Below are 13540 nucleotides of genomic sequence, written 5' to 3'. Positions count from 1 at the left end.
TTGCACGGGCAGGTCCTCCAACCGAATTTCGAATTACGAGAAGTGAAACCACTACCATGATGCGCAGCCATTATTGCGGCCAACTGAACGAAAGCCTGGAAGGTCAGGAAGTTACTCTTTGCGGATGGGTCCATCGTCGCCGTGACCATGGCGGGGTGATTTTCCTCGATATCCGTGATCGTGAAGGCCTGGCGCAGGTGGTGTTCGATCCGGACCGCGCTGAAACCTTCGCCTCCGCCGACCGCGTGCGCAGCGAATATGTGGTCAAGGTCACCGGTAAGGTCCGCTTGCGTCCGGCCGGTGCCAGCAACGCCAACATGGCGTCCGGCATGATCGAGGTGCTGGGCTACGAGCTGGAAGTGTTGAACGAGTCGGAAACCCCTCCGTTTCCGCTCAACGAATATTCCGATGTGGGCGAAGAAACCCGCCTGCGCTACCGCTTCATCGACCTGCGTCGCCCGGAAATGGCCGAGAAGCTGCGTCTGCGTTCGCGCATGACCACCAGCATCCGTCGCTACCTGGACGAGAACGGGTTCCTCGACGTCGAGACGCCGATCCTGACCCGCGCCACGCCGGAAGGCGCTCGCGACTACCTGGTGCCGAGTCGTACACACCCCGGCAGTTTCTTCGCCTTGCCGCAATCGCCGCAGCTGTTCAAGCAACTGCTGATGGTGGCCGGCTTCGACCGCTACTACCAGATCGCCAAATGCTTCCGCGACGAAGACCTGCGTGCCGATCGTCAGCCTGAGTTCACTCAGATCGACATCGAGACCAGCTTCCTCGATGAAAAAGACATCATGGGCCTGACCGAAGGCATGATCCGCAATCTGTTCAAGGAAGTGCTGGGTCTGGAGTTCGGCGAGTTCCCGCACATGACCTTCGAAGAAGCCATGCGTCGCTACGGTTCCGACAAGCCGGACCTGCGTAACCCGTTGGAACTGGTGGACGTGGCCGACCAGCTCAAGGAAGTCGATTTCAAGGTATTCAGCGGCCCGGCCAACGACCCGAAATGCCGTATCGCGGCGCTGCGTGTGCCAGGCGGGGCAAGCATGCCGCGCAAGCAGATCGACGACTACACCAAGTTCGTCGGCATCTACGGTGCCAAGGGCCTGGCGTACATCAAGGTCAACGAGCGCGCCGCGGGTGTTGACGGCCTGCAATCGCCGATCGTGAAAAATATCCCTGAAGCCAACCTGAACGTGATCCTCGATCGGGTGGGTGCGGTTGATGGCGACATCGTGTTTTTCGGCGCCGACAAGGCCAAGATCGTCAGCGAAGCCTTGGGCGCACTGCGCATCAAGCTGGGTCACGACCTGAAGCTGCTGACCTGCGAGTGGGCGCCGATGTGGGTCGTTGACTTCCCGATGTTCGAAGAGAACGACGATGGCAGCTTCTCTGCGCTGCACCACCCGTTCACCGCGCCGAAGTGCTCGCCGCAAGAGTTGGAGGCCAACCCGGCCACCGCCCTGTCGCGCGCTTACGACATGGTCTTGAACGGCACCGAGCTGGGTGGCGGTTCGATCCGTATCCATCGCAAGGAAATGCAACAGGCGGTCTTCCGTCTGCTGGGCATCAACGAAGCGGAGCAGGAAGAGAAATTCGGCTTCCTGCTCGATGCGTTGAAGTACGGTGCCCCGCCCCACGGTGGCCTGGCCTTCGGCCTGGACCGCCTGGTGATGCTGATGACTGGCGCCCAGTCGATCCGTGAAGTGATCGCGTTCCCGAAAACCCAGAGCGCGGCCGATGTCATGACCCAGGCCCCGGGCGTGGTGGATGCCAAGGCACTGCGCGAGTTGCACATCCGTCTGCGTGAACAGCCAAAGGCTGAGTAAGGCTGACCCTTGAGGGCGCATCTTCGGATGCGCCTTTTCATTGGGATCGATATTTCTGCTTGCCGGCTGCTGCGTGAGCGCAGGGCGGGCAATGTTTCAAAGAAAAACCGGAGCGAGTTATGGCAGGTCATTCCAAGTGGGCGAATATCAAGCACCGCAAAGAACGTCAGGATGCCAAGAGGGGCAAGATCTTCACCAAGTGGATCCGTGAGCTGACGGTCGCGGCTCGCCAGGGGGGCGGTGATCCGGGGTCCAACCCGCGTTTGCGCCTGGCCCTGGACAAGGCGCTGGGTGCGAACATGAGCCGCGACATCATCGACCGGGCCATTGCCCGTGGCGCGGGTGCGACCGAGGCCGACAACGTTGAAGAGCTGACCTACGAAGGTTACGGTCCGGGCGGCGTGGCGGTGATGGTCGAATGCATGACCGATAATCGCAACCGTACCGCGGCAGCCGTGCGTCATGCCTTCAGCAAGTGCGGTGGCAACCTGGGTACCGATGGCTCGGTGGCTTATCTGTTCGAGCGCAAGGGGCAGATCAGCTTCGCGCCAGGCCTCGATGAAGATGCTCTGACGGAAGCGGCCCTGGAAGCCGATGCCGATGACGTGGTCAGCCATGAAGACGGCTCGTTTGACGTGTTCACGTCCTTCGCCAGCTTCTATGCCGTGCGTAATGCCCTGGAAGCGGCCGGTTTCAAGCCTGCCGATGCGGAAATCGTCATGCAGCCGACCACCAGCGCCGAACTGGACCTGGAAGGTGCCGAGAAGGTGCTCAAGCTGATCGACATGCTTGAAGACCTGGACGATGTGCAGAACGTCTACTCTAACGCCGACATTCCGGAGTCGGTGGCTGAACAGCTCGGCTGAGAAGGCCTGTTCAAATATTGACGATTGCGAATGACCCAGATGTGGGAGCGAGCTGGCTCGCGATAGCGGTACTTCAGTCAAAGCTCTGCTTGCTGATTCGACGCCATCGCGAGCAAGCTCGCTCCCACAGATCTGGATAACTCCCCTTCAAACCGCAGGCGCTATGACTTTAATCCTTGGCATCGACCCCGGTTCGCGCATCACCGGCTACGGCGTGGTTCGCGACACCGGGCGCGGCTGCGTGTACGTGGCGTCTGGCTGTATCCGCACCGGTGCTGGCGAGTTGCACGAACGTTTGCAGATTGTTTACCGCGGCGTGCGTGAGGTCATCCAGACCTACGGCCCGGTCACCATGGGCATCGAAAAGGTCTTCATGGCGCGCAACGCTGACTCGGCCTTGAAACTGGGGCAGGCTCGGGGCGCGGCGATCGTGGCCGGTGCCGAGGAAAGCCTGGAGATCGCCGAATACACCGCGACCCAGGTCAAGCAGGCGGTTGTCGGAACGGGGGCGGCGAACAAGGAGCAGGTGCAAATGATGGTCATGCATTTGCTGAAGCTGGTCAGCAAGCCGCAAATCGACGCCTCCGATGCCCTGGCCATCGCCATTTGCCATGCTCATACCCGTTCCAGTCTGTTGCCTCACGGCCTGGGAGCCGCACGCAGTCGTGGCGGGCGCCTGCGTCTCTGATAGCATCAGCGCAATCTTTCGTGAGCCTGAGCATTTTGCGCCTGTGTTGTCGGCGTTGCTGCTCCGGCCGTTACTCGCCAGCCAGCGGCTGGCCTACGCCCAAGGATCTGAAACGTGATTGGACGCTTGCGCGGCACCCTGGCTGAGAAACAGCCGCCGCACCTGATTCTGGATGTAAACGGCTTGGGTTATGAGCTGGAAGTGCCCATGACCACGCTGTATCGCTTGCCGTCGGTCGGTGAGCCGCTGACGCTGCACACCCATTTGGTCGTGCGCGAGGATGCGCAGTTACTCTATGGCTTCGTCGGCAAGCGCGAGCGGGATTTCTTCCGCGAGCTGATCCGTCTCAATGGCGTCGGCCCGAAGCTGGCCCTGGCCTTGATGTCGAGCCTTGAAGTCGACGAACTGGTGCGTTGCGTGCAGTCCCAGGACACCTCGGCGCTGACCAAGGTGCCGGGTGTGGGCAAGAAAACCGCCGAGCGTCTGTTGGTCGAGCTCAAGGACCGTTTCAAGGCTTGGGAAGCGGTGCCGGCCATGTTCGCGCTGGTGCCGAACCAGCCCGACGCACCGGCACCTGCGGTCAGTGCCGAAAACGATGCGGTCACCGCGCTGATCTCCCTGGGCTACAAGCCACAGGAAGCCAGCAAGGCGATTTCCGCTATCAAGGAAAAAGGCCTGAGCACCGAAGACATGATTCGTCGTGCCCTGAAGGGAATGATTTAAGTGATTGAAGCTGACCGTCTGATCGCCGCCACGGGCGCGCCCCGTGACCGCGAGGAAATCCAGGACCGCGCAATTCGCCCCGTCAGCCTGGCCGACTACATCGGTCAACCGACCGTGCGTGAGCAGATGGAGCTGTTCATCCAGGCGGCCCGTGGGCGCAGTGAGTCGTTGGATCACACCTTGATCTTCGGTCCGCCAGGCCTGGGCAAGACCACCCTGGCCAACATCATTGCCCAGGAAATGGGCGTGTCGATCAAGAGCACGTCCGGTCCGGTCCTTGAGCGGCCGGGTGACCTGGCGGCGCTGCTGACCAATCTTGAGCCCCATGACGTGCTGTTCATCGACGAAATCCATCGGCTGTCGCCAATCGTCGAGGAAGTGCTGTACCCGGCCATGGAAGATTTCCAGCTCGACATCATGATTGGCGAAGGGCCGGCGGCGCGCTCGATCAAGTTGGATCTGCCGCCCTTCACCCTGGTGGGCGCTACCACCCGCGCCGGCATGCTGACCAACCCGCTGCGCGACCGTTTCGGTATCGTCCAGCGCCTGGAGTTCTACAACAACGCGGACCTGGCGACGATTGTCAGCCGTTCGGCGGGCATTCTCGGGCTGCCGCTGGACCCGGATGGCGCTTATGAGATCGCCCGGCGAGCCCGGGGTACGCCGCGGATCGCCAACCGCTTGCTGCGCCGGGTCCGGGATTTCGCCGAAGTTCGGGCCAAGGGGCACATCACCAAGCCGATTGCCGACCTGGCGTTGAACCTGCTGGACATCGACGAACGCGGCTTCGACCACCAGGACCGACGCCTGCTGCTGACCATGATCGAGAAGTTCGACGGTGGCCCGGTCGGCGTGGACAGCCTGGCCGCGGCCATCAGCGAAGAGCGTCACACCATCGAAGATGTGCTGGAGCCGTACCTGATCCAGCAGGGCTACATCATGCGCACTCCGCGTGGCCGGGTGGTGACCCGCCATGCTTATTTGCATTTCGGCTTAAACATCCCGACACGAATGGGGGAGATGCCGGTGCTAGACGAATTCCTCGATGCCGTGGACGATTGAACGAGCTCTGTGCAACGACTTTTTTCGAGTTCGTGCTGTCCCAGACGACACTCGGAGCGTCAATGCCTTCGAGAATGAAAAAACAGTTGCCTGGCCGATTGGCAACCTGAGGAGTAAGCACTAGAGTATGCGCGCGCAAAACGGGCTGGAGTCGTTCGCACATCGCTGTCGCGTTTATTACGAGGACACTGATGCCGGCGGCATCGTTTACTACGTCAATTACCTCAAGTTTATGGAACGGGCTCGAACCGAACGGCTGCGGGAACTGGGTTTTGCCCAATCCGCGCTGGCAGGGGAGGACCTGTTATTCGTCGTGCATTCCAGCGAAGCGCGTTACCACGCGCCGGCGCGACTGGACGACGAGCTTCTGGTAAGTGCCGATGTCATCGAATTAAACCGTGTCAGCCTGCGTTTCAAGCAGCAGGTCAGGCGGGCTACGGATAATGTGCTGCTCTGTGAAGGGCAGTTTTTGGTGGCCTGTGTGCGCACCCATAGTTTGAAACCCCGGGCCATTCCCGAAGCTCTACGTGCGGCCTTTGCCGGCGTGAGCGGCGCGGGTACACACTCAGAGCAGGAGATAAAGCGTGGAAGCTAACGTCGTCGACCATACCTCCATGTGGAGCCTGGTCAGCAATGCCAGCGTCGTGGTGCAGTTGGTAATGCTGATCCTGGTAGCCGCATCGGTGACCTCATGGATCATGATTTTTCAGCGCAGCAATATGCTGCGCGCCGGTCGCCGTGCCCTGGAGAGCTTCGAAGAGCGCTTCTGGTCCGGTATCGACCTGTCCAAACTCTACCGTCAGGCCGGGAGCAACCCGGACCCGGATTCGGGCGTGGAGCAGATTTTCCGTGCCGGCTTCAAGGAATTCTCCCGTCTGCGCCAGCAGCCAGGCGTTGACCCGGAAGCGGTGATGGAAGGCGTGGCCCGTGCCATGCGCGTCGCCATCTCCCGTGAGGAAGAAAAACTCGAACAAGGTCTGTCGTTCCTGGCCACCGTCGGCTCGGTCAGCCCGTACATCGGTCTGTTCGGTACCGTGTGGGGGATCATGAACTCCTTCCGTGGCCTGGCCTCTGCTCAACAAGCGACCCTGGCCACCGTGGCCCCGGGTATCGCCGAGGCACTGGTCGCCACTGCCATCGGCCTGTTCGCGGCCATTCCGGCTGTTATCGCCTACAACCGCTTCGCTGCTCGCAGCGAAACGCTGACCAGCCGCTACTACACCTTCGCCGATGAATTCCAGGCGATCCTGCACCGCAAAGTGCACACCAGCGAAGAATAAGCAGGTATTTCCCCATGGCTTTAATCGCTCGAGCCCGAAACAAGCGCAAGCCGGTTGCCGAGATGAACGTGGTGCCCTACATCGACGTGATGTTGGTGTTGCTGGTCATCTTCATGGTGACCGCGCCGATGCTCAATCAGGGCGTGAAGGTCGATCTGCCCAAGGTTTCCAGCGAAGCCTTGCCGCAGGACAACAACACCCAGGTACTGACCATTTCGATCAAGGCTGACAAGACCTACTACTGGAACCTTGGCAGCGAAGTCGATACCGAGAAGCAGCAGGACCGGGCCATGACCTTGCCGCAGATGACCGACGCGGTGACCAAGATCATTCGTGTCGGCAACGATGCCGGCAAGCGCACCCAGGTCTTCATTCGCGGCGACAAGACCGTCGACTACGGTGCCGTGATGGGCGCCATGGGCGGTTTGCAGAAAGCCGGGGTCGGTAACGTTGGCTTGATCACTGAGGCGCCCTGATGCAGCAACAGCGAGAGCCGTCCGCCTCGGAAAGCTACTTCTGGCCTAGTGTTCTGGCAATCGGCCTGCATGTGCTGGTGTTCGGCATGCTGTTCGTCAGTTTTGCCATGACCCCGGAGCTGCCGCCGGCCAAGCCGATCGTGCAGGCGACGTTGTACCAGCTCAAGTCGAAAAGCCAGGCCACCACGCAGACCAACCAGAAGCTGGCGGGCGAGGCGAAGAAATCCGCCGCGCGCCAGACTGAAGTCGAGCAGATGGAACAGAAGAAGGTCGAGCAGGAAGCGATAAAGGCAGCGGAACAAAAGAAAGAGGAAGCGGCTCAAAAGGCCGAGGAAGCCAAGAAGGCCGATGAGGCGAAGAAAGCTGACGAGGCGAAAAAGGCTGACGAAGCCAAGAAAGCCGACGAAGCGAAGAAGACCGCCGAGGCCAAAAAGGCAGAAGAGAAACAATTGGCTGATATAGCCAAGAAGAAAGCCGAAGAAGAAGCCAAGAAAGCCGCTGAAGAAGAGGCCAAGAAAGCGGCCGCTGAAGAAGCGAAGAAAAAGATCGTCGAGGACGCGAAGAAAAAAGCGGCCGAAGACGCCAAGAAGAAAGCTGAAGCTGAAGAGGCGAAAAAGAAAGTCGCCGAAGACGCGAAGAAGAAAGCCGCCGCCGACGCCGCCAAGAAAAAGGCCCAGGACGCAGCGCGTAAATCCGCCGAAGACAAAAAGGCCCAGGCCCTGGCAGATTTGCTTTCCGATACGCCGGAGCGCCAGCAGGCATTGGCCGATGAGCAAGGCGATGAAGTCGCCGGCAGTTACGATGATTTGATTCGCGCCCGAGCGGCAGAAGGTTGGGCTCGTCCACCTTCGGCGCGCAAAGGCATGACGGTAGTATTGCAAATCGGCATGTTGCCCGACGGTACGGTTACCTCGGTCAGCGTCGCCAAGTCCAGCGGTGACGGTCCGTTCGACGCTTCGGCGGTCGCAGCGGTCAAGAACATTGGGCGATTGACGGAAATGCAAGGAATGAAACCGAGCGACTTTGCTCCCTATCGTTCATTCAAGATGACATTCACACCTGAGGATCTAGCCTTGTGAGAAACCTTCTTCGAGGAATGCTTGTCGTTATCTGCTGCCTGGCAGGGATAGCGGTAGCAGAGGAAAAGAACATTCTGGTCACCAGCGGCAGTGATCGGGCTACCCCGATCGCCGTCGTACCGTTCGGCTGGCAGGGCGGTAGCGTCCTGCCGGACGACATGGCGGAAATCATCGGCAACGACCTGCGCAACTCGGGTTACTACGCGCCGATCCCGAAGCAGAACATGATCAGCCTGCCGACCCAGGCCAGCGAAGTCATCTACCGTGACTGGAAGGCCTTGGGCGCCCAGTACATCATGGTCGGTAGCATCGTTCCGGCCGGCGGTCGCTTGCAGGTGCAGTACGCCCTGTTCAACGTCGCTACCGAGCAGCAAGTACTGACCGGCAGTGTGTCGGGCAGCGTTGATCAGTTGCGCGACATGGCGCACTACATCTCCGACCAGTCGTTCGAGAAACTCACCGGCATCAAGGGAGCATTCTCTACCCGCATGCTCTACGTGACGGCTGAACGCTTCTCCGAGAACAACACCCGCTACACCCTGCAGCGCTCCGACTATGACGGCGCTCGTGCAGTGACCTTGTTGCAATCGCGCGAGCCGATCCTGTCGCCGCGTTTCGCCCCTGATGGCAAGCGTATCGCTTATGTCTCGTTCGAGCAGAAGCGTCCACGTATTTTCATGCAGCACATCGATACCGGTCGCCGTGAGCAGATCACCAACTTCGAAGGCCTCAACGGCGCACCAGCCTGGTCGCCGGACGGTACCCGCCTGGCGTTCGTGCTGTCCAAGGACGGTAACCCGGACATCTACGTGATGAACCTGGCTTCGCGTTCGATCTCCCGCGTCACCAACGGCCCGGGCATCAACACTGAACCGTTCTGGGGCAAGGATGGCTCGACCATCTACTTCACCTCCGACCGTGGCGGCAAGCCGCAGATCTACAAGACCAGTGCGGGTGGTGGCGGTGCCGAACGCGTGACGTTCATCGGTAACTACAACGCCAACCCTAAGCTGTCGGCGGACGAAAAGACCCTGGTGATGATCCATCGTCAGGACGGTTTCACTAATTTCAAGGTGGCGGCCCAGGATTTGCAGCGCGGAAGCGTAAAAATCCTCACTGATAGCACTCTGGACGAGTCACCTACTGTTGCGCCCAACGGCACCATGGTAATCTACGCCACCCGCCAGCAGGGCCGGGGAGTCTTGATGCTCGTGTCCATCAATGGACGCGTGAGGCTCCCGCTTCCTACCGCACAAGGCGAAGTCAGAGAACCGTCCTGGTCCCCTTACCTGAACTGACGCGGCGCTATACGTTTTACTTAACACACTGGGGTTCATTAGGAGTTTCACGATGGAAATGCTGAAGTTTGGTAAATTTGCTGCGCTGGCTCTGGCCATGGCTGTAGCTGTAGGTTGCTCGTCCAAAGGCGGCGACAATGCCGGTGAAGGCGCTGTTGATCCAAACGCTGGTTACGGCGCTAACACTGGTGCAGTCGATGGCTCCCTGAGCGAAGAAGCTGCTCTGCGCGCAATCACCACCTTCTACTTCGAATACGACAGCTCGGACCTGAAGCCAGAAGCCATGCGCGCTCTGGACGTTCACGCCAAGGACCTGAAAGCCAACGGCGCTCGCATCGTTCTGGAAGGCAACACCGACGAACGTGGTACTCGTGAGTACAACATGGCACTGGGCGAGCGTCGTGCGAAAGCCGTTCAACGCTACCTGGTACTGCAAGGTGTTTCCCCAGCTCAGCTGGAACTGGTTTCCTACGGCGAAGAGCGTCCAGTTGCTACCGGCAACGACGAGCAGTCCTGGGCTCAAAACCGTCGCGTCGAACTGCGTAAGTAATTCGTCATGCGAACGTGCCGTCGTGCTGTAACTGTTCTGGCTCTCAGCCTCGCGCCGCTTGCGGCGTGGGCTGCGGTTCCTGTGGTCGATAACGATGCCGGCTATAACAATAGCGGGAGCAGCTATCCGCCTGCGGGTTACGGTACGAACGGCGCCTATGCCGGGGGAGGGGTTTCGGCCCCTGTCTCGGCACAGGGCGAGCTGTTCAACCAGCTCCAGCAAATGCAGGATCAGCTTTCGCGCCAGCAAGGCGTGATCGAAGTTCTGCAAAATGATATTGCGCGCATGAAGCAGGAAAACCTGGAGCGATACCAGGATCTTGATCGGCGCATAGGATCCGGCGTTGCACCTGCACCTGCCGCGTCTCCTGAGAATTCTCCTGCCGGTGGCGATTTGAACGCCCCCGGTGCAGCCGCGGGCGCTGGGGCAACGGCTCCAGCACCTGCCGCCAATGGTGAGCCGGCTGATCCGGCGAAGGAAAAGCTCTATTACGACGCTGCCTTCGACTTGATCAAGGCCAAGGATTTCGACAAGGCCAGCCAGGCTTTTGCCGCTTTCCTGCGCAAATACCCAAACAGCCAGTACGCGGGCAACGCCCAATACTGGTTGGGCGAAGTGAACCTGGCCAAGGGTGACCTGCAAGGTGCCGGCCAGGCGTTCGCCAAGGTGTCACAGTTGTATCCCAAGCACGCCAAGGTGCCGGATTCGCTGTACAAGCTTGCTGATGTAGAGCGCCGCCTCGGTCATACCGACAAGGTGAAAGGCATTCTGCAGCAGGTGGTGGCCCAGTATCCGGGCACATCCGCTGCTCAATTGGCCCAGCGTGATCTGCAACGCATGTAATAAGCCGGCTTGACCTGTTTTGAAGAAACCCGCGCCTGTCGCGGGTTTTTTCGTTAGAATTCACGCCCTTTTATGAAACACGCTTTTTGGGATCTGCGCGTTGGCGGGGTTCCTTGAAGTGCCTGACGGAGGCGGACAGCCTGTTTAGCTGTTACGCCCGTGGCGACTATGCAAGACACATTGAGAATCACCGAAGTTTTTTACTCGTTGCAGGGTGAAACGCGAACGGCTGGGCTGCCCACAGTTTTTGTGCGCCTCACCGGTTGCCCGCTGCGTTGCCAATACTGTGACAGTGCCTACGCATTCAGCGGCGGCACTGTGCGGACCCTCGACGATATCCTCGAGCAAGTGGCTGGTTACCGCCCGCGCTACGTCTGCGTCACCGGTGGTGAGCCACTGGCGCAACCCAACGCCATCCCCCTGCTCAAGCAGTTGTGTGATGCCGGTTATGAGGTTTCGCTGGAAACCAGCGGTGCCCTGGACATCTCGGCCGTCGACCCGCGCGTCAGTCGCGTCGTGGACCTGAAAACCCCAGGCTCCAAGGAAGCGCATCGCAATCGTTATGAGAACATTGAACTGCTGACACCTAACGATCAGGTCAAGTTCGTCATTTGTTCGCGGGAAGACTATGACTGGGCCGTCTCCAAGCTGATTCAATACGGTCTCGACCAGCGGGCCGGCGAAGTGTTGTTGTCGCCGAGTCATCACGATTTGAGTGCGCGGGAACTGGCGGACTGGGTGGTGGCGGACAATTTGCCGGTGCGCCTGCAATTGCAGTTGCATAAATATCTTTGGAACGACGAGCCGGGGCGCTGATATGACTGAACAATCGAACACTGCAGAAAAACGTGCGGTTATCCTGCTGTCCGGTGGCCTGGATTCGGCGACTGTCGTGGCCATGGCGCGCGCCGAAGGCTACCGTTGCTACACCATGAGTTTCGATTACGGTCAGCGTCACCGTGTCGAGCTGCAAGCCGCTGAACGGGTTGCCCGGGATTTGGGCGTGGTGGAGCACAAGGTAATTGGCCTGAACCTCAACGGCATTGGCGGTTCGGCTCTGACTGACAGTTCCATCGATGTCCCCGAGGCGCCGAGCGAAGGCATTCCGGTGACCTATGTACCAGCGCGTAACACCGTATTCCTGTCGTTGGCGCTGGGTTGGGCCGAGGTGTTGGGCGCCCGTGATATTTTCATTGGCGTGAATGCCGTGGATTATTCCGGCTATCCAGACTGCCGCCCGGAGTTTGTCGAAGCCTTCGAGCGCATGGCCAATCTGGCGACCAAGGCCGGTGTAGAGGGGCAGGGCTTCCGTATCCAGGCGCCGCTGCAGAATCTCAGCAAGGCCGATATCGTCAAGGCTGGGGTGAAGCTTGGCGTGGACTACGGACTGACCGTTTCCTGCTATCAGGCCGACGATCAAGGCCGCGCTTGCGGCAAATGCGACAGCTGCCGCCTGCGTGCAGAAGGCTTTGCAGCCGCGGGTGTGAGCGATCCAACCCCTTATTTTTGATTTATTTCAAATTAAGTGTTGAATAGTCCTTAGAAATCAGTATTATACGCGCCACCACACAGCGGGTCGTTAGCTCAGTTGGTAGAGCAGTTGGCTTTTAACCAATTGGTCGTAGGTTCGAATCCCACACGACCCACCATTTTTAGCAGTTTTAAAAGTCTGGAAGGCCCACGAAAGTGAGGATTTCCGGATTTTTTTTTGCCTGATGAAAAGTCGGCAGCCGAAAAGCCGGGAACCACTCGACGATTCGAGCGGTTCCCAGGCTGATTAAAGCAAGCCGTCTTCAGCGCAGACTTTTACGATTTGTTCGCGAAACCAGCTGTTGGCGCTGTCCTGGGTCGGTTTCTCGCTCCACATCATTTCCAGCGTGAAGCTCGGTAGACCTGCCGGTGCTCGGCGATGACCGAACCTGTGTTCGTCGCAGGTCAATGCCTGAATACGCTTAGGCAGGGTCAGGATGAAGTCGGTCCCGCTGATCATATTGAGTGCCGCTACGTAGCTGTTGGCCCGAGCGACAATCTGTCGGCTGTAGCCTTGGCGAGTGAGCCATCCATCTATCATGTTGGTGTCGGATGTCCAGGGTGTCGGGAAAACGTGCTGGCACGCGACGAACGTCTCCAGGCTGAAGTCCTCTTGCGTTAGCGTGAAGTTTTTATCGACCACGCAGACCAATTCATCTTCCAACAAGACCTGCGAGCGCAAACCTTTGACGCCGCGATGAAAGTTCGGGCCAAAACAAATGACCAGGTCGAAGCGGCCGTCCATCAATTCCTCGGCGGGAATATCCCTGTGAAACTTGGTTATGTTAATGATGACCGGAAAGCGACTGCCAATAAAACACTTGACCAATTTTGGCAGGATTAGAAGTTCAAAGTACTCGGGTGCGCAGACATTGAATGTTATCTCTTTCTGGGTGGGGTCGAATGTCTGAATGCCGGAATGGCATATGTTTATTGTTTTGAGAATCTTCAGTATATGACTGTACATGGCGGTGGCTTTGCTGGTGGGACGCATGCCACTGCGGGTATTAACGAAAAGTTCATCTTCGAAGCTTGTGCGGAGCTTCTTCAAGCAGTAGCTCACGGTTGACTGGCTGACACACAGGGCCTCGGACACCTCGGTGACGCTGCTCTGCTCGTACACCGCGACAAACACCATCAAGTCCTGCATGTCCAGCTTTCTAAGCAAATTACTATTGAGCATAAGATCCTTCTTGGCGCAATCCATGGACTAGCGTCCTATGTTTTTATGACAAAGACGTTTATTTACATATTAGCGGAAGCAATTTATTTTTTAAATGGTCTGTAGGACTTTTCCCCAATATGCTCGCCTC

Annotated in this window: 15 protein-coding genes and 1 tRNA gene; 15 read left to right on the top strand and 1 reads right to left on the bottom strand. The window is 58.8% G+C overall.

Features of this window, described 5'->3' with window-relative positions:
- Positions 1–56: 56 nt before the first annotated feature.
- The 15 genes from aspS to J9870_RS23010 all read left to right on the top strand — a co-directional run bounded on the left by aspS (position 57) and on the right by J9870_RS23010 (position 12346).
- Positions 57–1832 (top strand): aspartate--tRNA ligase, encoded by a 1776-nt coding sequence (aspS, locus tag J9870_RS23080; protein ID WP_210640405.1) that lies wholly within the window; start codon positions 57–59, stop codon positions 1830–1832.
- Positions 1833–1951: 119 nt separating this feature from the next.
- On the top strand, positions 1952–2698 hold the full coding sequence (locus J9870_RS23075) for a YebC/PmpR family DNA-binding transcriptional regulator (RefSeq protein WP_018614256.1): 747 nt from the start codon (positions 1952–1954) through the stop codon (positions 2696–2698).
- A gap of 163 nt (positions 2699–2861) precedes the next feature.
- On the top strand, positions 2862–3386 hold the full coding sequence (gene ruvC, locus J9870_RS23070) for a crossover junction endodeoxyribonuclease RuvC (protein WP_025215229.1): 525 nt from the start codon (positions 2862–2864) through the stop codon (positions 3384–3386).
- A 114-nt stretch (positions 3387–3500) separates the two neighbouring features.
- Positions 3501–4109: a Holliday junction branch migration protein RuvA gene (gene ruvA / locus J9870_RS23065; RefSeq protein WP_058542614.1), complete on the top strand. Its 609-nt coding sequence runs from the start codon at positions 3501–3503 to the stop codon at positions 4107–4109.
- Complete coding sequence (gene ruvB / locus J9870_RS23060) at positions 4110–5171, top strand: Holliday junction branch migration DNA helicase RuvB (RefSeq protein ID WP_210640404.1); 1062 nt, start codon at positions 4110–4112, stop codon at positions 5169–5171.
- A gap of 127 nt (positions 5172–5298) precedes the next feature.
- Positions 5299–5766 carry a tol-pal system-associated acyl-CoA thioesterase gene (ybgC, locus tag J9870_RS23055; protein WP_025215227.1) on the top strand — a complete coding sequence of 156 codons (468 nt, stop codon included), beginning with the start codon at positions 5299–5301 and terminating at the stop codon, positions 5764–5766.
- Positions 5756–6451, top strand: a complete 696-nt coding sequence (tolQ, locus tag J9870_RS23050; RefSeq protein ID WP_135846912.1) for a protein TolQ — start codon at positions 5756–5758, stop codon at positions 6449–6451. Before ybgC ends, tolQ begins: the two co-directional genes overlap by 11 nt.
- A gap of 23 nt (positions 6452–6474) precedes the next feature.
- Entirely contained in the window at positions 6475–6927 is a 453-nt protein-coding gene (gene tolR, locus J9870_RS23045) for a protein TolR (protein ID WP_161796096.1), read from the top strand.
- Entirely contained in the window at positions 6927–8006 is a 1080-nt protein-coding gene (tolA, locus tag J9870_RS23040) for a cell envelope integrity protein TolA (protein WP_003205033.1), read from the top strand. Before tolR ends, tolA begins: the two co-directional genes overlap by 1 nt.
- Before the next feature lie 17 nt (positions 8007–8023).
- On the top strand, positions 8024–9304 hold the full coding sequence (gene tolB, locus J9870_RS23035; protein ID WP_210640402.1) for a Tol-Pal system beta propeller repeat protein TolB: 1281 nt from the start codon (positions 8024–8026) through the stop codon (positions 9302–9304).
- 52 nt (positions 9305–9356) lie between these two features.
- Positions 9357–9854, top strand: coding sequence for a peptidoglycan-associated lipoprotein Pal (gene pal, locus J9870_RS23030; RefSeq protein WP_210640400.1), 498 nt, complete (start codon positions 9357–9359; stop codon positions 9852–9854).
- Between the two features lie 6 nt (positions 9855–9860).
- Positions 9861–10697 carry a tol-pal system protein YbgF gene (ybgF, locus tag J9870_RS23025; RefSeq protein ID WP_210640398.1) on the top strand — a complete coding sequence of 279 codons (837 nt, stop codon included), beginning with the start codon at positions 9861–9863 and terminating at the stop codon, positions 10695–10697.
- A gap of 168 nt (positions 10698–10865) precedes the next feature.
- On the top strand, positions 10866–11513 hold the full coding sequence (gene queE / locus J9870_RS23020; protein WP_210640396.1) for a 7-carboxy-7-deazaguanine synthase QueE: 648 nt from the start codon (positions 10866–10868) through the stop codon (positions 11511–11513).
- Position 11514: 1 nt separating this feature from the next.
- The gene (queC, locus tag J9870_RS23015) at positions 11515–12207 is read left to right on the top strand and encodes a 7-cyano-7-deazaguanine synthase QueC (RefSeq protein ID WP_210640394.1); all 693 of its coding nucleotides are present in this window, start codon (positions 11515–11517) and stop codon (positions 12205–12207) included.
- Between the two features lie 63 nt (positions 12208–12270).
- Positions 12271–12346: transfer RNA gene (locus J9870_RS23010), tRNA-Lys, on the top strand.
- A gap of 128 nt (positions 12347–12474) precedes the next feature.
- Here J9870_RS23010 and J9870_RS23005 read toward each other — a convergent pair.
- Positions 12475–13410 (bottom strand): LysR family transcriptional regulator, encoded by a 936-nt coding sequence (locus J9870_RS23005; RefSeq protein WP_210645389.1) that lies wholly within the window; start codon positions 13408–13410, stop codon positions 12475–12477.
- Positions 13411–13540: the final 130 nt, after the last annotated feature.

The organism is Pseudomonas sp. Tri1, from assembly GCF_017968885.1.
In the GTDB taxonomy this organism is placed as follows: Bacteria; Pseudomonadota; Gammaproteobacteria; order Pseudomonadales; family Pseudomonadaceae; genus Aquipseudomonas.
The sequence above is the reverse complement of the archived record's forward strand: the minus strand, read 5'-3'. Positions and strand labels throughout refer to the sequence as shown.